Below are 16,691 nucleotides of genomic sequence, written 5' to 3'. Positions count from 1 at the left end.
GCGCGCCCGCGAAGGCAGCCGGATGCAGCGCACCGAGAGCGGCAGCAGCGGCACCGCCGCGCGCAGCCGGCTGGACCAGCCGCGGACCGCCCGGCCGGGCCTCATCACGCTGCCCGCGTACGACCCGGAGGCGTTCGGCAAGCTCTCCGAGCGGATCGCGCGCTTCCTCGGCACCGGCCGGTTCATCGTCTGGATGACGGTGGTGGTCATCGTCTGGGTCGGCTGGAACACGGTGGGCCCGGTCGCCTGGCGCTTCGACGACTACCCGTTCATCTTCCTCACCCTGATGCTCTCGCTGCAGGCCTCCTACGCGGCGCCGCTGATCCTGCTGGCGCAGAACCGCCAGGACGACCGCGACCGCGTCAACATGGAGCAGGACCGCGCCCGCAGCGAGCGCAACATCGCCGACACCGAGTACCTCACCCGCGAGGTGGCCGCCCTGCGCCAGGGCCTCGGCGAGGTCGCCACCCGCGACTTCATCCGCTCCGAGCTGCAGTCGCTGCTCAAGGAGATCGACGAGCGCCGGGAGCCCTCCGAACTGCTGTGACCGGTGGCACGCTACCGGCGAGTCGGGCGCCGCCGCGGCGCGCCGTACCATCAAGGCATGGCCAACGAGACAGAGGTTGCGGCCGGCGTCACGGACGAGTCCGTACGGGCGGCGCTGGCAACCGTGAACGACCCGGAGATCAACCGACCGATCACCGAGATCGGCATGGTGAAATCGGTCGAGATCGCCGAGGACGGCGCGGTGCGCGTCGCGGTCTACCTGACCGTCTCCGGCTGTCCGATGCGCGAGACCATCACCACCCGGGTGACCGAGGCGGTCGCCGCCGTCCCCGGCGTCACCGCCGTCGAGGTCGAGCTCGACGTGATGAGCGACGAGCAGCGCAAGGAGCTCTCCACCCTGCTGCGCGGCGGGGCTCCCGAGCGGGAGATCCCGTTCGCCAAGCCGGGCACGCTGACGCGGGTGTACGCGGTCGCGTCCGGCAAGGGCGGCGTCGGCAAGTCCTCCGTGACGGTCAACCTGGCCGCCGCGATGGCCGCCGACGGCCTCAAGGTCGCGGTGGTCGACGCCGACATCTACGGCCACAGCGTGCCGCGGATGCTGGGTGTCGAGGGCCGTCCCACCCAGGTCCAGGACATGATCATGCCGCCGTCCTCGCACGGCGTGAAGGTGATCTCGATCGGCATGTTCACCCCGGGCAACGCCCCGGTGGTCTGGCGCGGCCCGATGCTGCACCGCGCGCTCCAGCAGTTCCTGGCCGACGTGTACTGGGGCGACCTGGACGTCCTGCTGCTCGACCTGCCGCCGGGCACCGGCGACATCGCGATCTCGGTGGCCCAGCTGGTGCCCAACGCCGAGATCCTGATCGTCACCACCCCCCAGATGGCCGCCGCCGAGGTCGCCGAGCGGGCCGGCACCATCGCGCTGCAGACCCACCAGAAGATCGTCGGCGTGATCGAGAACATGTCCGGCATGCCGTGCCCGCACTGCGACGAGATGATCGACGTGTTCGGCACCGGCGGCGGCCAGACCGTCGCCGACGCGCTCACCCGCTCGGTCGGCGCGACCGTCCCCGTCCTCGGCTCGATCCCGATCGACGTCCGCCTGCGCGAGGGCGGCGACGACGGCACCCCGGTGGTCCTCGCGGCCCCCGACTCCCCCGCCGGCGCCGCCCTGCGCTCCGTCGCCGGAAAGCTGGGCGGCCGCCAGCGCGGCCTGTCCGGTCTCTCGCTGGGGCTCACCCCGAAGAACAAGTTCTGATCGGGTAGCGGGCTGGTCAGCGGCCGGGGATAGCTCCGGTGCGCTGGCCAGCCCCTATCCCGTCGCCAGTTGTCACTGTTGCTTGGCGCTGGTTGACCTCACACGGCCCAGAGACGGCCCCGGGATCCTTCCCAGGACCGTCCCTGGGCTCTCGCTTGCAGTCGCAGGCTCGCCTCCCTGCCCAGTGCCGACATGAGCCGATAGGATATGAGCCACTGTCAGAACAGGGGGGTTCGTGAGAAAGTACGGCACAGAGGTAGGCCTCACGATTGTCGTTAGTCCACAGCTAGTGGGGCGACAAAAGGATCTGGAGACTGCAGATGTTCCCAGAGATCCCGCCTGCCATATTTACGTTGTAAGCCAAGCGAACCGAATCTCGATTCTTCCCGAGTCGGTCACCATCGCCAATGGAATCTGCAAAGCCACAGCGAGAAGGCAAGTCGAGGGGGCATTCAACCCACACGAATTCAGCTTTGCATGCACCGTCGAAGGCTTCAGCGGAGAGATCTCCTGGCATGCCGAGTACCCCTATGAGGATTTTTCCCTTGCGGACGCCGCAACGGGAGAAACGATCATCACCGGAAACGTGCACACCCTCCTGGTCGCACTCGGCGTCAAGCCCGAGTGGACCCAGCAAGAGATCCTCTACATTGGGCAGGCTTTCGGAAAAACCGGCGAGCGGCAAGCCTTTGACCGCCTCAGCAGTCATAGCACGCTGCAAAAAATCTACTCCGAACAGCGACCCGACCGCGAAACATGGCTGACCCTCTGCGCCATCACGGACGTTGCAACCCTATCCAGCATGCATCCAACGGACCCCGGCGTCGTGTCACACGAGGAGGATATGAATCACCTAAGCCGGATATTTAAAAAAGTAATTAACAATAAAGACTTCAATGGCCACGAAGGTGTGGCAATTGCGGAAGCTGGGCTAATTCGACACTTTCAGCCCAAATATAACATCATCTTCAAGAATAATTTCCCAGACCCGCAGCACGTCTCCCTTTCCGAATGCCTTGACCTAGAAGTCAATATGATCATCTTGGAATTCCATGGCATCAATGTGCACACTGCCTACGGATCCCCCACCGTCAATCCATCGGGGCTCCACTTTCCCCAGTACCCGCTTTTTGAGGCCGATGGTCGAGCCTCCCTTTTGGACTTCATGGAGGACCTCTAAATCGGATGAGCTGGGCACTGGTAGCCGATCTCATCGAAAAACCTAGCGACTCGTCGATCCCTCGCCGTAGTCCCAGCTTTTTCCAGTCCCCCGATACTCGGACACGGGAATTGGCATAGCCCCGCCGCGCATTCTCGCCGTGTAAAGAACGCCCTCAAGATGATCGATTTCATGAGCCACAAGCCGGGCCACGCCATCCTCGAAGATAGTGATCCGGCGCTGGCCGTCGATGTCCTGGTGCTCGACCGTGATGACACGCGGCCGCGGCACCATGCCGCGAACGTCGAAGAAGCTCCAGCAGCCTTCGTACTGCTCGTCGATCTCGGTAGACTCTTCGATCACGCGCGGGTTCAGCAGGGTGATGGTCTCGCCATCTGCGGTGCGAGCGATGGCCGCCGCACGGTCGATGCCGATCTGGGGCGCTGCCACGCCCAAGCCCTTGCTGAAGTTGTGGATGCCCGCAGCTCGCTCGGCGGCTGCGTTGAGCTCGGCAACCACGCGGCGGACGTCCTCCGACTCTGTCGGAAGGTCGAAGGGTCGGGCCTGTCCGGTGAGGATTGGGTCGCCGGCCTGGACAACTCCGATCGATCGCATCTTCTCGCTGGCGGTGTTGGCGGACACGGGCGCAGTCTCCTCAGGGTTGGGCCGGGCGCGGAACTTCTACTCCAGGCGGTACCGGGCGTGCAGTGGCGGGTCATCGGTGGTCCACGAGAAGACCTGCCGGTCCCCGGACGGGTCCCGACGGATCGCGGTCCGGAGGGGGAAGGCCTCAGCAGTCATGGTCGTCTCGGTGCCCCAGACGGCGGGGTCCAGCTCGGTCGGGAAGTTGAGCCGGACGCTCAGCCGCTCCGTGGGCAGCCGGACCGCGCGCTGGAACCAGGTGCCCCACTTGTCGTCGCTGACGGTGTACGAGTACTCGATCCAGGTGCTCTCTCCCGGATAGAGCGGGTACCGGCCGTCCTCGTTCTCGAACAGCAGCCAGAGTTCCTTGAAGGCGTCCCGGTCGTGTTGGACGCGCCAACCGACCGGCTCGTTACCCACCCGCGCACTGAGGTCGATCTCCTCCCAGGTGAGGGGGTTCTCCCGGTAGAGCCGGTTAGAGCGCTCCGGGCTACCTGGGTAGCGGTCGACCGAGATGCGAATCAGGTATCGGGCGATCGGGTCCGGACTCGCGTTGTAGAGCAGGCGGCGCTGGGTGGCACGGTAGGTGTGGCCGTCGTAGTACAGCTCGGCATCATCGTGCTTCACGATGACGCTCGTTGGCTGATTGTCACCCGCCACGGAATCCGGGTCCGCAGGATGGAGGCCCACCGCTTCGAGCCGGGCGGGCGGCTCGATCTCCCTGAACGCCCGGCGGAGCGCTCCGCCGGCGTGCAGCACCCGGTCAGCCTGTTCAGCGAAGGGTGCAGACGGCTTCTGGTGGCCGCTCTCCACCTTCGAGACGTAGGACGGCGTGTAGCCCACCGCCTTAGCCAACGCTGACTGCGACAGGCCCCGTACGTCCCTCCAGCGCTTCAACTCCGCGATGAATGGCTCTGCTCCTGGCGTCTCGCTTGGCATCTCGTCCCCCCCTGAGAACTGTGCCTGTGAGTGACCTGTGAGTGATCGACTCTCAGCCTGTAATCACTGTCCTGGCATGCGCTTTGCTGACTCTGCCAGACAGAAACCCCAGAGCTGAAAGGGAGTCACCATGCGAACCGCGGAGCCTCGCTCCACCTCATGGCCGCCACTTCGGCTAGCCCTCTCGACCGGCAAGCAGGGTCTCCAGGGCGCCCAGTCGTTCGGTCAGGTTCTCCACCTGCGCCTCAAGCTCCTCGACCCGGCCGGCCAGCCCGCGGCTCACGGGAACACTGGCAGCCGCCGCATCCTCGTCAGGTCGGCGGACGAACGTACCGCGCCCCTGGGTCGAGTAGACCAAGCCTTCCTCCCGGAGCACCCGCACCCCGCTGGATGCCGTCATGACAGCCACACCGAAGCGGTCGGCCAACTGCCGTGCAGATGGAAGCTTCTGGCCGGGCTGAAGTGCGCCGGAGCTGATCTCGTCACGGAGCGCGTCAGCGACCTGGACGTAGGGGGCGCGGTCGTCATCGCTGGAGACAGTCATGCCGTCCAGCCTATCCGCTGCCACGACCTAACACACCTAGGCCGATCCAGTTGACAGGTTGATACACCTAGGTCAGCATAGGTGTCAGAAGGAAGCCCACGGAAACCTGTGGAGCGGCGCCTTTCCGCCAAGTCAGCACGCCGCCCCACACCCCATGAAAGGGAGTTCCATCATGCCTGCAACGCTCGCTGCTCAGCCACTGTCCGCCGGTCCGGTCCGCTCGTCCGTGGACGTGTTCGGTGATGCCGACGCGCTGGAGACCGCCCCCCGTGTGGCGGTCCAGCTCACGATCAACCTGACGTTCGCGGAGATCCTGGGCCGCCTGCTCTTCACCCCGGGCTCCATGCTCATGGCCGAAGACCTGGACACCCTGGACGAGTCGAAGATCCTTGAGTGCCTGTGGTTCGCCGTCGCCCAGACGGACCTGGGTGCGGCAGAGGACTTCGCCGAGATGGCGATGGACATCTACACCGGCCGTCGCTCCTCCAACCTCAACGACTTCTCCATCCGTCTCGGGCACGCCATCACCCACCTCTTCGGGGTCACCGCCCCTGAGGCGCCCGGCACCCCGGTCCCTGGTCCGCGCGAGGTGCTGTGCTCCTCCCAGCAGGTCGGCCAGGGCGGGATGCGCGCATGAGCACCTCGGAACTGTCACCCGTCGCACTGCTGGCAGACCTGGCCGGGTACGGCTCGGACGAACCGCTCAGGGTGGTCCCGGTCGCCCGAGCACTGGGCATCTCCCCGGAGACCGCCTACCGGGAGGTCAAGTCGGGCCGTCTGCCGTCCTACCGGGTGGGCACCGGCCGGGGCACCATCCGCATCCGCCGCGAGGACTTCCGGGCCTATCTCAAGGCCCAAGGCATCCCGCACGGCGTGATCGCCAACGCTCGCTGAGCACCACCCGTTCACCGGTGAGCACCCGGTGAGCACCCGTGAGCGGGTGGTGGTCTCCTCCGCAAAAGCGGTGAGCGGCCACCGCCCACCGGGTGGGCACCGTGAGCGGCCGCCGCTCACAGGTGAGCACGGGTGAGCGTCCGTGAGCAACCGGTGAGCGCCACCCCGCCCACCGGTGGGCACCGGGACAGGCCTCACCCGGCGCGGGGCGGAGAAAGCGCTTTACCCGCCCCCGTCCGGTCGGCCTCTTCGACCGCCCGTCGACGCGGTGGTGGGCACCCCTGCCCACCCACTGCCCACCCGACTGCCCACCGACTGCCCACCGACTCTGCGGTGGGCGCCCACCCGACCGACCCCCCCACCTCTCTTTGCTGATCAGCAAAAGAGGGCGCCCACCGGACGCCGGTCAGTCGGCCGACCGCCCTGCCCGATCCGGTCACCGACAACAGCGCTTCTCCGGGCGGGCAGCAGGCCTCAACGGTCGCCCTCTGATCTGCCCCGACAGGCCGTTCGGCGGTTCCTTGGCCACCGCCGACCAGCCCCGCTCCCCCGCCCGTCCCGGAGAAGCGCCCTTCTCCCCGATCGGCACCCGACCGCCGCACCCGACCGGAGACACCGACCGATGCGCGACCCACCAGCCCCGCACCCGACCGACCACCCTTCCGCCTAGCAGCCGGAGAACCCCGATGACCGTCGAAACCCAGCCCCCGCCCGCGCCCGACGACGTCCGACCAACCCGGGCGGCGAACCCGCTCTACGACCCCCGACCCGACGCGGAGCGCCCCGCGAGGCCCGGCCCGGTGCCGGACCCGGAGGTGTTCACCGGGTGGGTCGGGCAGACCGTCCGGGACCTCGACCCGACCACCGAGGCCGACCCCGTCGCCATCCTGGTGAACCTGCTGTCCGCCGGTGGGGCCATCATCGGCCCCGGCCCGTTCCTGTGGATCGGCAACGACCGCCACCCCGCCCTGATCTGGGCCCTGACCGTCGGAGCCACCGCCGCCGGCCGCAAGGGTGCAGCCAGCAACACCGTCAAGCGGCTGTTCAAGGCCGCCGACCCGCAGTTCGTCGCCAACCACATGCCCTCCGGCCTGTCCTCCGGGGAAGGCCTGATCGAAGCCGTCCGCGACGGCGACCCCGACCCCAAGCCCGGCAAGGCCGCGAAGGGCGGTGAGGGCGTCGTGGACAAGCGGCTGTGGGTGGTGGAGTCGGAGTACGGCATCACCATGGCCCGCGCCCGCCGCGAGGGCTCCTCCCTCGGTGGGGTGCTGCGGCAGGCGTGGAACGGTGAAGACCTCGGTGTGATGAACCGTGAGGCGATGCGCTCCACCGCCCCGCACATCGCCCTGATCGGGCACATCTCCCCGCGTGAGCTGCGCGCCAAGATGCAGGACTCCGAGTTGGCCGGAGGCACGTACAACCGGTTCCTGCCGGTGTTCGTGCACCGCAACCTGTCGCTGCCCGACGCCACCGGCGCCCCCGAGCACCTGGTAGAGAGGCTGGCCGACACGTGGCGGACCGTGCTCGCCGATGCCCGCCGGGTCGGGGAGGTCAAGCTCACCGACGCGGCCGGACAGCTCTGGCGCGAAGAGGTCTACCCGGCCCTGTCCGGCGCCGATGATGACGACGGGCCCCTTGCCGAGTTCACCGCCCGCGCCGCCCCCTACGCCAAGCGCGCCGCCATGGTCTACGCCCTCCTCGACCACAGCGACCGCATCGAAGAGCAGCACCTGCGGGCCTCATGGGCCCTCATCCGCTACGCCCGCGCCAGCGCCGCCCACATCCTCGGCCCGGCCGCCGGCGGCACCGGCGACCCCAACCTCGACAAGCTGGCCGCCGCCGTCAAGGCCGCCGCCCCCGGCGGGCTCACCCAGTCCGAGGTGCAGGTCATGTTCAAGCGCCAGAACGCCACCCAGCGCAGCGAGTTGACCGCCCGGCTCTGCCAGCTGCCGGGCTTCGCCGCCGCCCAGGTGCCCAACGGCGGCCGCCACACCACGGTCTACCTCTACGCCCCGCCCGACTGACCGGCCCCGGTCCGGAAAGCCCGGAAAGATCGTAAAGCCCTCCCACCTGCGCAAACGCGCGGCGGAAAGCGGTCCGGAATGGTCCGCGAAGCCCCCGGCCCGCAACCACCGGACCCTTACCGGACCCCTTTCCGGACCATCGCGGACCACTTTCCGCCACACAAAACCCCAGCTCAGAACCCTTTCCAACCTTTCCGGCTTTTCCGGACCACCCCCAACCACCGAACGGAACGCCACACCATGCCCACCACCACCCCGGCGACACCCCGCCTGTCCAGAAAACTGGACACCCCCGAGCCCCGCGCCCGCTCCCCACCAAGTTCCGGCGGCGCCCCGGTGGCCGGTCCCGGGGTCGCTATCGATAGCAGGGCCCCCCGCTATCGATAGCAGCCCTGATAGCGCCCCCGACAGCGGCTGACCTGCCCGATAGCAGATAGCACCCCGGGGCACTGGAAGACCCGAAACGGCCCGAACCCCAGGTTCCGGCCTCCGCCGCAAGCGCTATCACCAGCCCCGGCCGGGCACCGAAGCGAAGGGAGCCGCCAGGGAGGCAGGGAGAACTCCCTCACCGCCTCCCTGATCCCCCTCCCCGCCCTGAGCAGCGCACTTCCCCTCCCAGGGAGGCAGGGAGGCACCCCGGGCCACTCGGCCGGACTCCCGAAAGGCGGCCCCCGTCGGCGGTGGGCGCCTCCCTCCCTCACCCAGAGCAACCCTTCCCGACCCAGGGGGCCGGCGGGCGTCAGGTGTCAGACGCGTCTGACGGCAGAGGGCCGATTTCCCCAGGTAGCGCGTGCGCGCGAGGCCCGTCTGACGCGTCTGACACCCCTCCTGACACCTCCTGACGGCAGACCTGACGCCCCTCTCTGACGGCCCTGACACCCCACCCCGGACCGACCTGACGGCCCTGGCACTCCACCGGACACCACCCACCGTGACCGACCCGCGCCCACGCTCGCCCAAACACCAAGAAGAGCACCGGCCCCCGACGGGGGTGCTCCTCTTGCTGGTCGCCCCGCCCGACCACCAGCCCGCCGCCCGACAGGCGCCAGTCACCGACTGTCGGCCGAAGCCCGAAACCCCGGGTAACGCGCGCGCGACCCCGACAGTCGGCGACTGGCACCCCGACTGTCACCCGCCCTGTCACCCCCGCCGCCAGAACCAGGTACCCCGCTCTTCCCACCACCGCGAGGAGAGACCGCTCATGACCGACCGCCAGCAGGGCACCGTGAGGTCCCTCGGTGAGCACCGCCGCGAGAAGGCCGGGCTCGCCGGCGCCCCGGCGGCCCTGCCCGCCCGCTACCTCAGCCCCGAAGACATCGCCTCCCTCTTCGGCGTCCCCCTGGAGACCGTCTACCAGTGGCGCCGCAAGCACACCGGCCCGCCCGGATTCCGCGTCGGCCGCCACGTTCGCTACGACCCCGCCGCCGTCGCCCGATGGGTCGCCGACCAGACCCACGACGCCGCGTGAACCGGTGCTACCGGTAGCGCCCCACCCCGCTACCGGTAGCACCCCCAGTAGCACCCCATAGCCCACCTGATCAGGTCGCTAGCAGCTAGCGACCCTCCCCAGCCACGCCCAAAAACAGCCCCGGAGCACCCTCATGCCCCCACCCACCGGCGCTACCGCCACCCGCCCCGAGACCCGCCACACCGAAGGACTCTGACCATGGCCGGACACATCCAAGACCGCTGGTACAAGACCGAGACCGCCCCCGACGGCAAGCCCCAAAAGGTCAAGACCGACCGGCACGGCACCGGCATGCGCTACCGCGCCCGGTACATCGGCCCGGACGGCACCGAGAAGAGTCAGTCCTTCCCCGACCGCCAGAAGCGCCAGGCAGACCAGTGGCTCGCCCAGATCGAGGCAGACATGTCCCGCGGGCAGTACATCGACCCGAATGCCGGGCGAGCGACCGTGAAGCAGTTCGCCGAAAAGTGGTTGGCCTCTCTCAATATGGATCCGCTGTCGTACGTCACCACCGAGCAGCGCATTCGGCTCCACGTGGTCTCCCACCTGGGCAGTCGCCCGCTGAGTTCGCTCCGGCCGTCGGACATTCGCGAGTGGTTGGTGAAACTGGCAGATCACGGGATGGCGCCCGCCTCACAGCGCGCGGTCTTCGCGAACCTCGGGACCATGCTGACCGCAGCTGTCGAGGACCGGATCATCCCGAGCAACCCGTGCCGGTCCACGTCAGTAAGGGCGCCGAAGTTGGCTGCCCGCCGGGTCGCACCCTGGACTCGGGATCGGGTGCTGGCTGTCCGGGCGTCCTTCCCGGAAGGGCAACGACCGATGGTGGACCTCGCCGGCGGATGCGGCATGCGCCAGGGCGAGATCTTCGGTCTCGCGGTGGACGACATCGACTTCGCGGACGGTGTGGTGCACCTAGTCCGACAGGTGCGCCTAATCAGGAACCGCCCCGTGTTCTCGCTGCCGAAGGGCGGCAAGATGCGAACGGTCCCGCTGCCCAACTCTGTGGCCCGGGTACTCCAGGCCCACGTCACGTCGTGCCCGCCGACCAGCGTCACCCTGCCCTGGCGCGGAGTGGACGGACCGCCGACAACCGCGCGCCTCCTGTTCGTGGATGCCAAGCAACGGAACCTGAACCGCAACCGGTTCAACGTCGACACGTGGCGGCCGGCCCTGTCGGCGGCGGGGATTCCCCGCGGCCGTGAGAACGGAATGCACGCACTCAGGCACTTCTACGCCTCCGTGCTGCTCGACGCCGGGGAGAGCATCAAGGCACTGAGCGAGTACCTGGGGCACCACGACCCGGGCTTCACCCTCCGGACCTACACGCACCTGATGCCGAGCAGTGAGAGGCGGACCAGGGAAGCCATCGACCAAGCCTTCGGAGGCGGCCCGGATCCCGATGACGGCCCGACGACGGCCCGAGAGCCTAGCTAGCGATGGATAACAGCAGGTCAGCGCCCCTTCGGGCTGACTTGAACAAGTTCTGACGCCGTCCTGACGGCGCCGAAGGGCGGGGCGGTGACACACCGCCCCGCCCTTCGCCGTTCTCCGGGGCGCGCGGGGCCTACGGGCGGGTGTAGGCCGTGAGGTCGGGGACGGTCGCGAAGCCCACGCCGTACGCGCTGACGCCCCTGCCGTAGGCACCGAGCAGGACCCCGGGGGCCTCGCCGGCGAGCACCCAGCCGTACTCGGACTCCCGGTAGCGGAAGGGCTGCGGGAGGCCGTTGACCGGGAGGCTGAGGGCGGACCAGCCGGGGCCCTCCAGGTCGTCGGCGAGGTCCCAGGCGAGGGCGGTCTGCTGGTCCATCCAGTCCTGGCGCAGGGCGCGGTCCAGCTGGCCGGGCCAGGTGGCGGCGAGCAGGCCGGAGCCGGCCAGCCAGGCGGCGGAGGAGGCCGAGGTGGCCTCCAGGGTGCCGGTGTTGTCGGCGCTGCGGCGCACGTCCCGGCGGGCCACCGTGACCACCACCGCGAAGCGGCGGACGTCCCGGGCCTCGTACTGCTTGGCGGGCTCCTCGCCGTGGCCGAGGGTGCCGTAGTCGACGCCGGCGCTCTGACCGGCCCGCACGCCGGAGCCGGCCTGCATCAGCCAGCGGCGGCCGGTCCAGCCCTCGTCCAGCCCGTACCAGGGGAAGTCCGCCGCCCGGTACGCCAGCAGCGGGTCCACCGGGCGGGCCCGGCCGCCCGGTACGGCGCCGGACGCCGCGCCGGCCTCCGGTCCGCCGGCCGTGGCCGTTCCCACCGCATGACTCGTCGCGTCCATCCCCGGGCCTCCTCAACGCCTGTTCCCTGCCGCGGCGCGCTCCGATGACGGCGTGCCACGGCGTGCCCGCCGCTCCGGTCCGGCCTGGAAACGGCCGTCCGGCGCGACGGAGACAATCAGCACAATAGCGGCGCACATGCCGACGCCCCGCTCAGCCGACCGGCCGGGCGGGGCGTTGGCGCGTCGTGCTCACGCCGGCGAGGGGCCGGGGATCAGGTCGCGTCCAGGTCGAACGGGGGGCGCTCGCCGGCGGCGAGCGGCGCGCCGCCGGCGGCGGCGGCCGACTCGACGGGCCCGGTCTTCTCCATGCTCACCGAGCCCGAGCGACCGTTCACCGACGGGGACGGCCGGTCGTCCAGGACCGACTTGATGTCGAGGCTGTCGCGGATGTCCTTGAAGCCCAGCGGGTCCTCGTTGCCGCCCATCAGCTGCTTGCGGACGAAGGTCTTCGGGTGCAGGTCCTCGAACTCGAAGTCCTTGAAGTCCGGGCCGAGCTCGCTGCGGATGTCCTCCTTCGCGCTGTCGGCGAAGGACCGGACCTTCCGGATGAAGCCCATCGTGTCCTGGATCAGCTTGGGGAGCTTGTCCGGGCCGAAGATCACGATGGCCATGATGACCAAGGTCAGGAGTTCAAGTGTGCCTATGTCTGTGAACACGCAAGCTCCCACACTCTCCGGTCGGCGTCCCTACAGGGTAATGGCCGTCGGCCGGTACCGGGGCCTCCAGGTGATGAAGCCGTGGTGAAGTCCCACCGATCGCCGCAGGTGGGGTCAGCGCGGCTGGCCGGGAGCGTCCCCGTGGTAGCCGCCGTTGTACGGCGCCCCGCCGTAGGGGCTGCCGCCGGCCGGGAGCCGGCCCGAGTCGCCGGGCGCGACCGCGGTACGGGTCGCCGCCACCGGCAGCACCGGGAAGTCGACCGGGACCTGCCCGCTCATCGGCACCGGGGCGCCGCCCACCGGGCCGCGCGCCGGGGTGACCGCCGTGCCGGGCCGGTCGTCGCCCACCGGGGCGGGCAGGCCGCCCACCCCGCCCAGGGTGACCGCGGCCACCGAGAAGGCACCGGCCGCGGCGGCCGCGAAGACGAAGCGGCGGGCCCGCGGCTGCACCGGGCGCCCGGCGGCCCCGGAGGGCTCCGGGGCGGACCGGGCGGGTGCCCCCGGCCCGGCGGCCGCCGCGGCTCCGTCCGGGCCCGCCTGGGGGCCGCGCCGGCCCATCAGGGGGCGCAGCACGGATCCGCGGCCGAAGGCTCTCGGGTCCACACCGGGCAGCGGGGCGTCCGCGCCGAGCGCGCCGCCGCCGAAGGAGGCACCCGCGCCGCGGCCGAACGAGCCGCCGGTGAGCCGGCTGCCGCCGAGCGTGCCGGTGACCGCCGCCAGGCCGCCGCCGGAGCCGCCGCGGCCGCCGTCCGGGTGATCGTCGTGGTCGTCGTGGCGCTCCCGGCCGTCCTGGTCCCGGCCCGGCGGGGCGTCGCCGTCCGGCTGCTCGCCGAGGGCGCCGACCGCGAGCAGCCGGGCCATCAGGGTGGAGGAGGGCGCCGGCGTGCCGGTGTGGGTCAGCAGGTGCTTGACCGCTCGGCCGGCGTCGGCCTCGGCCAGGCACTGCGGGCAGGTGGCCAGGTGGGCCTGGACGCGGTCGCGCGAGTCGTGGCCGAGCTCGCCGTCCACGAAGGAGGAGAGGCGCTCACCGAGATGGTGCTCCTCCGCGGGGGGTTCCGCGCTGCTGCGGACCGCGACCGGGAGCAGCCCGCTCTCCGGCCCGACGGGTACCTGCGGCGCCGCCGGCTCGGGATCGGCGCCACCGCGCCGCCCCAGCTGCGCCCAGCCGCCGCCACGGCGGGACGCCGCCCTGCCGGACGACTCGTGCGGACCGGACCGGCCGACACCGCTCACGACCGCCCCCGTCCACGCCGGTCGGTGGCTCCCGCGTCACCGCCGACCGCACCGACCGCCACCGGCTCGTCGGAGCCGCCGCGGCGCTCGCGCCCGGGGGCGGAGCCGGGGGCACGGTGCTTGAGCGCGGCGCGCAGGTGCGAGCGGCCGCGGTGGATGCGGCTGCGCACGGTGCCGAGCTTGACACCGAGGGTGGCCGCGATCTCCTCGTAGGAGAGGCCCTCGATGTCGCACAGCACCACGGCGGCGCGGAACTCGGGGGCGAGGGTGTCGAGCGCCTGCTGGACGTCGGCGTCGAAGTGGGTGTCGCTGAAGTGCTGGGCCGGGCTGGGCTCACGGCTGGGCAGCCGCTCGGCGGCGTCGTCGCCCAGGGCGTCGAAGCGGATCCGCTGGCGTCGGCGCACCATGTCCAGGAAGAGGTTGGTGGTGATCCGGTGGAGCCACCCCTCGAAGGTGCCCGGGGTGTAGGTGGAGAGCGAGCGGAAGACCCGGACGAAGACCTCCTGGGTGAGGTCCTCGGCGTCGTGCTGGTTGCCCGTCAGGCGGTAGGCGAGCCGGTAGACGCGGGCGCTGTGCGCCTCGACGATCTCCTCCCAGGAGGGAGGGGTCCAGGCCTGCGCGTCGGGGCCCTCGGCGAAGGTCGCCAGAGCAACGGGGGCCTCGGCGGTGGCGTCGGCCGGCTTGTCCAGGGGGGATTGCGCAGGCTGGTTCATCACGGGCTCCGGCGTACGGGCCGACGTGGTGCCGCGGTGGTGCCGCCGCACAGGGACGTCGCCCTCGGCCACACCTCCTCGGTCGGCTCTTCTGCCCAGCAGGGCCACCACCATATCCACCTCACCCGTCAGATCCGGATAAAAGTGCTCAACCCCTGGTCGAGCACCCCTGCCGTGCGTTGTCGGCCGTTCGGTACGCACTCCCATCGCCCGTTCCCGACTTCACCAACGGCCCGCCGCCGGACGCGGTTCCCGGGCGGCCAGTAATCTGTGCCAGGAAATATCGACATCCGGTCGGCACAGGGCCGGCACCCGGCGCTCCGAAAGAGGCAGCCATCACCGAGTTCGGGTCAGCGCACGCGGCCCTCGCGGACACCTACGTGGGTGAGGACGCCGTCCTGACCTACGCCAGGGCCCAGTCCGCGCGGACGGGCATCCGCGCGATCGGGCCGAGCGGCGGGGCGTGCCTGCGACTGCTGGCCGCCGCGCTCGACGCCAAGGCGGTGGCCGAGATCGGCACCGGGACGGGCGTGTCCGGGGTCTACCTGCTGCGCGGCATGCGGCCGGACGGGGTGCTGACCACCGTCGACTCCGAGCCGGTCCGCCAGCAGTTCGCGCGGGAGGCGTACCTCGCGGCCGGCTTCGCGGCCAATCGGGCCCGGTTCATCCCCGGGCGCGCCCTGGACGTGCTGCCACGCCTCGCGGACGGCCAGTACGACCTGGTGTTCTGCGACGGCGACCCGGCCGAGTCCCAGTCCTACCTTGCAGAATCGTTGCGCCTGCTGCGCCCCGGCGGCATGGTCTGCTTCGAGGGCGTCTTCCAGGAGGGCCGGCTCGCCGAGCCCTCCCACCGGGACGCGCAGACCCACGCGGTCCGCGAGCTGGTCCGCGACGTCCGGGAGAGCGACGACCTGCTGCCCGCCCTGCTGCCGGTCAGCGACGGGCTGCTCTGCGCGGTCAAACGCTGATCCGGCCCTGGCCCGGGCGGGTCGGCGACCGCGCGGGCCCGCCCGCGGACGCCAGGGAGCCCGGGCCGACGGTGTGTCGGCCCGGGCTCCGTGCACATCTCAAGGAGATGAGAGGGGAACACCCGCTGCGGTCAGCCGCAAGCCTTCTTCAGAGCCTCGCCCAGGGCGTCGGCCTCGTCCGGCGTGAGTTCCACCACCAGGCGTCCGCCGCCTTCCAGCGGAACGCGCATGATGATGCCCCGCCCCTCTTTGGTGACCTCGAGCGGGCCGTCACCCGTCCGCGGCTTCATGGCCGCCATGCTCGTTCCCCTTCCTGCAACCGCTCAGCTAAGTACCGGCTGTCCGTCCACCGCCGGTATCGAACGCATTGATCGGAAGCCATTATCCCGCATGCGGCGGCCTGATGACCAACATCACTCCGAGCACAACCGTGCCCGGACCCGCCGATAGCGGGAGATTTCATGCCAGAAGCCCCACCAGGACGGCGATACCGACGCCCGGGAAAGGTGCGATACCTCACACTCCCCAGGCGGCCGCCGGCTCCGGCATCCTGACACACACGACCCGCTCCACCCTCCACCCACCAAAAGCTGGGAGCCCACACCCTCATGTCCGACTCCGTGCTGTACGAGCTGGACGGTGGCCTCGCCGTCGTCACCATCAACCGACCGGACGCGATGAACGCGCTGGACACCCCCACCAAGGTGGCCCTGCGGGACACCGTCGCCGCCGTCGCCGAGGACCCGGCCGTGCGGGCCGTCCTGCTCACCGGCGCCGGCGAGAAGGCCTTCTGCGTCGGCCAGGACCTCAAGGAGCACCTGGGCCTGCTCAAGCGGGCCGAGGAGACCGGCGAGGGCGCGCTGCGGACGGTGGCCGAGCACTACAACCCGCTGGTCCGCGCGCTCGCCGGGATGCGCAAGCCGACCGTCGCGGCGGTCGGCGGGGTCGCCGCCGGCGCGGGCGCGTCGCTGGCCTTCGCCTGCGACTTCCGGATCGTGGCCGACACGGCGGGCTTCAACACCTCGTTCGCGGGCGTGGCGCTGACCAGCGACTCGGGCGCGTCGTGGACGCTGCCCCGGCTGGTGGGACACGCACGGGCGACCGAACTGCTGATGCTGCCCCGGACGGTCAGGGCCGCCGAGGCGCTGCAGCTGGGCCTGGCCACCAAGGTCGTCCCGGCCGCCGAACTCCAGGCCACGGCCAGGGCGTTCGCCCAGCAGCTGGCCGAAGGGCCGACGGTCGCCTACGGCGCGATCAAGGAGTCGCTGGCCTACGGCGCCTCGCACACGCTGGACGAGCTCCTGGACAAGGAGGACGAGCTGCAGACCCTGGCCGGCGGGAGCGCGGACCACCGGATCGCGGTCGACGCGTTCATCGCCAAGCGGCCGCCGGTCTACCTGGGCCGTTGAGACCGTCGGCGGTC

Annotated in this window: 18 protein-coding genes and 1 pseudogene; 10 read left to right on the top strand and 9 right to left on the bottom strand. The window is 70.5% G+C overall.

Features of this window, described 5'->3' with window-relative positions; translation table 11 throughout:
* Nucleotides 1-22 precede the first annotated feature (22 nt).
* From J2S46_RS25140 to J2S46_RS25130, 3 genes are all read left to right on the top strand, one after another.
* Nucleotides 23-547 (top strand): DUF1003 domain-containing protein, encoded by a 525-nt coding sequence (locus tag J2S46_RS25140; protein ID WP_073926379.1) that lies wholly within the window; start codon nucleotides 23-25, stop codon nucleotides 545-547.
* A 57-nt stretch (nucleotides 548-604) separates the two neighbouring features.
* The gene (locus tag J2S46_RS25135; RefSeq protein ID WP_073926253.1) at nucleotides 605-1,765 is read left to right on the top strand and encodes an Mrp/NBP35 family ATP-binding protein; all 1,161 of its coding nucleotides are present in this window, start codon (nucleotides 605-607) and stop codon (nucleotides 1,763-1,765) included.
* A 235-nt stretch (nucleotides 1,766-2,000) separates the two neighbouring features.
* Nucleotides 2,001-2,945 carry a hypothetical protein gene (locus tag J2S46_RS25130; RefSeq protein WP_191289396.1) on the top strand — a complete coding sequence of 315 codons (945 nt, stop codon included), beginning with the start codon at nucleotides 2,001-2,003 and terminating at the stop codon, nucleotides 2,943-2,945.
* A 42-nt stretch (nucleotides 2,946-2,987) separates the two neighbouring features.
* On the opposite strand, the gene J2S46_RS25125 is transcribed toward J2S46_RS25130, so the two are convergent.
* From J2S46_RS25125 to J2S46_RS25110, 4 genes and pseudogenes are all read right to left on the bottom strand, one after another.
* Nucleotides 2,988-3,566, bottom strand: coding sequence for a peptide deformylase (locus tag J2S46_RS25125; protein WP_229912590.1), 579 nt, complete (start codon nucleotides 3,564-3,566; stop codon nucleotides 2,988-2,990).
* A gap of 39 nt (nucleotides 3,567-3,605) precedes the next feature.
* Nucleotides 3,606-4,193 (bottom strand): hypothetical protein, encoded by a 588-nt coding sequence (locus J2S46_RS25120; RefSeq protein WP_229912631.1) that lies wholly within the window; start codon nucleotides 4,191-4,193, stop codon nucleotides 3,606-3,608.
* A 156-nt stretch (nucleotides 4,194-4,349) separates the two neighbouring features.
* Nucleotides 4,350-4,505 (bottom strand): annotated as a pseudogene (locus J2S46_RS25115) (helix-turn-helix domain-containing protein); the annotation flags it as partial.
* A gap of 175 nt (nucleotides 4,506-4,680) precedes the next feature.
* Complete coding sequence (locus J2S46_RS25110; protein ID WP_191289395.1) at nucleotides 4,681-5,049, bottom strand: GntR family transcriptional regulator; 369 nt, start codon at nucleotides 5,047-5,049, stop codon at nucleotides 4,681-4,683.
* A gap of 172 nt (nucleotides 5,050-5,221) precedes the next feature.
* Here J2S46_RS25110 and J2S46_RS25105 point away from each other — a divergent pair, with 172 nt between their 5' ends.
* The 5 genes from J2S46_RS25105 (at nucleotide 5,222) to J2S46_RS25085 (ending at nucleotide 10,872) form a co-directional block, all read left to right on the top strand.
* Entirely contained in the window at nucleotides 5,222-5,686 is a 465-nt protein-coding gene (locus J2S46_RS25105) for a hypothetical protein (RefSeq protein ID WP_191289394.1), read from the top strand.
* The gene (locus J2S46_RS25100; RefSeq protein WP_191289393.1) at nucleotides 5,683-5,943 is read left to right on the top strand and encodes a helix-turn-helix domain-containing protein; all 261 of its coding nucleotides are present in this window, start codon (nucleotides 5,683-5,685) and stop codon (nucleotides 5,941-5,943) included. The genes J2S46_RS25105 and J2S46_RS25100 overlap by 4 nt, the downstream gene beginning before the upstream one ends.
* 686 nt (nucleotides 5,944-6,629) lie before the next feature.
* Complete coding sequence (locus tag J2S46_RS25095; RefSeq protein WP_191289392.1) at nucleotides 6,630-7,967, top strand: YfjI family protein; 1,338 nt, start codon at nucleotides 6,630-6,632, stop codon at nucleotides 7,965-7,967.
* Nucleotides 7,968-9,168: 1,201 nt separating this feature from the next.
* Entirely contained in the window at nucleotides 9,169-9,435 is a 267-nt protein-coding gene (locus J2S46_RS25090) for a helix-turn-helix domain-containing protein (protein ID WP_191289391.1), read from the top strand.
* Nucleotides 9,436-9,633: 198 nt separating this feature from the next.
* Nucleotides 9,634-10,872 (top strand): tyrosine-type recombinase/integrase, encoded by a 1,239-nt coding sequence (locus J2S46_RS25085; RefSeq protein WP_191289390.1) that lies wholly within the window; start codon nucleotides 9,634-9,636, stop codon nucleotides 10,870-10,872.
* Between the two features lie 130 nt (nucleotides 10,873-11,002).
* Here J2S46_RS25085 and J2S46_RS25080 read toward each other — a convergent pair whose 3' ends face one another.
* From J2S46_RS25080 to sigE, 4 genes are all read right to left on the bottom strand, one after another.
* Complete coding sequence (locus J2S46_RS25080) at nucleotides 11,003-11,698, bottom strand: hypothetical protein (protein WP_370882238.1); 696 nt, start codon at nucleotides 11,696-11,698, stop codon at nucleotides 11,003-11,005.
* Nucleotides 11,699-11,910: 212 nt separating this feature from the next.
* A complete protein-coding gene (locus J2S46_RS25075; protein ID WP_191289389.1) occupies nucleotides 11,911-12,354 on the bottom strand; it encodes a sec-independent translocase in 444 nt (147 codons plus the stop codon).
* A 114-nt stretch (nucleotides 12,355-12,468) separates the two neighbouring features.
* Nucleotides 12,469-13,587 carry a zf-HC2 domain-containing protein gene (locus J2S46_RS25070; RefSeq protein WP_191289388.1) on the bottom strand — a complete coding sequence of 373 codons (1,119 nt, stop codon included), beginning with the start codon at nucleotides 13,585-13,587 and terminating at the stop codon, nucleotides 12,469-12,471.
* Complete coding sequence (gene sigE / locus J2S46_RS25065; protein ID WP_370882237.1) at nucleotides 13,584-14,300, bottom strand: RNA polymerase sigma factor SigE; 717 nt, start codon at nucleotides 14,298-14,300, stop codon at nucleotides 13,584-13,586. Before sigE ends, J2S46_RS25070 begins: the two co-directional genes overlap by 4 nt.
* A 266-nt stretch (nucleotides 14,301-14,566) precedes the next feature.
* On the opposite strand from sigE, the gene J2S46_RS25060 reads away from it, so the two are divergent.
* Nucleotides 14,567-15,268: an O-methyltransferase gene (locus J2S46_RS25060; protein ID WP_370882330.1), complete on the top strand. Its 702-nt coding sequence runs from the start codon at nucleotides 14,567-14,569 to the stop codon at nucleotides 15,266-15,268.
* A gap of 131 nt (nucleotides 15,269-15,399) precedes the next feature.
* On the opposite strand, the gene J2S46_RS25055 is transcribed toward J2S46_RS25060, so the two are convergent.
* Nucleotides 15,400-15,567, bottom strand: a complete 168-nt coding sequence (locus J2S46_RS25055; protein WP_014137929.1) for a DUF3117 domain-containing protein — start codon at nucleotides 15,565-15,567, stop codon at nucleotides 15,400-15,402.
* Between the two features lie 309 nt (nucleotides 15,568-15,876).
* On the opposite strand from J2S46_RS25055, the gene J2S46_RS25050 reads away from it, so the two are divergent.
* Nucleotides 15,877-16,677 (top strand): enoyl-CoA hydratase-related protein, encoded by an 801-nt coding sequence (locus tag J2S46_RS25050; RefSeq protein ID WP_191289386.1) that lies wholly within the window; start codon nucleotides 15,877-15,879, stop codon nucleotides 16,675-16,677.
* The last annotated feature ends 14 nt before the right edge of the window (nucleotides 16,678-16,691 follow it).

This window comes from Kitasatospora herbaricolor, from assembly GCF_030813695.1.
GTDB classification, from domain to species: domain Bacteria; phylum Actinomycetota; class Actinomycetes; order Streptomycetales; family Streptomycetaceae; genus Kitasatospora; species Kitasatospora herbaricolor.
Note: the sequence above shows the minus strand (reverse complement) of the source record. Positions and strands in the feature narration are given on the sequence as shown.

Coding starts and splice junctions, on each gene's coding strand:
- J2S46_RS25090 (WP_191289391.1), top strand. CDS start 9,169: ATGACCGACCGCCAGCAGGGCACCGTGAGGTCCCTCGGTGAGCACCGC.
- J2S46_RS25080 (WP_370882238.1), bottom strand. CDS start 11,698: ATGGACGCGACGAGTCATGCGGTGGGAACGGCCACGGCCGGCGGACCG.
- J2S46_RS25055 (WP_014137929.1), bottom strand. CDS start 15,567: ATGGCGGCCATGAAGCCGCGGACGGGTGACGGCCCGCTCGAGGTCACC.
- J2S46_RS25085 (WP_191289390.1), top strand. CDS start 9,634: ATGGCCGGACACATCCAAGACCGCTGGTACAAGACCGAGACCGCCCCC.
- J2S46_RS25050 (WP_191289386.1), top strand. CDS start 15,877: ATGTCCGACTCCGTGCTGTACGAGCTGGACGGTGGCCTCGCCGTCGTC.
- J2S46_RS25100 (WP_191289393.1), top strand. CDS start 5,683: ATGAGCACCTCGGAACTGTCACCCGTCGCACTGCTGGCAGACCTGGCC.
- J2S46_RS25105 (WP_191289394.1), top strand. CDS start 5,222: ATGCCTGCAACGCTCGCTGCTCAGCCACTGTCCGCCGGTCCGGTCCGC.
- J2S46_RS25140 (WP_073926379.1), top strand. CDS start 23: ATGCAGCGCACCGAGAGCGGCAGCAGCGGCACCGCCGCGCGCAGCCGG.
- sigE (WP_370882237.1), bottom strand. CDS start 14,300: ATGAACCAGCCTGCGCAATCCCCCCTGGACAAGCCGGCCGACGCCACC.
- J2S46_RS25135 (WP_073926253.1), top strand. CDS start 605: ATGGCCAACGAGACAGAGGTTGCGGCCGGCGTCACGGACGAGTCCGTA.
- J2S46_RS25095 (WP_191289392.1), top strand. CDS start 6,630: ATGACCGTCGAAACCCAGCCCCCGCCCGCGCCCGACGACGTCCGACCA.
- J2S46_RS25110 (WP_191289395.1), bottom strand. CDS start 5,049: ATGACTGTCTCCAGCGATGACGACCGCGCCCCCTACGTCCAGGTCGCT.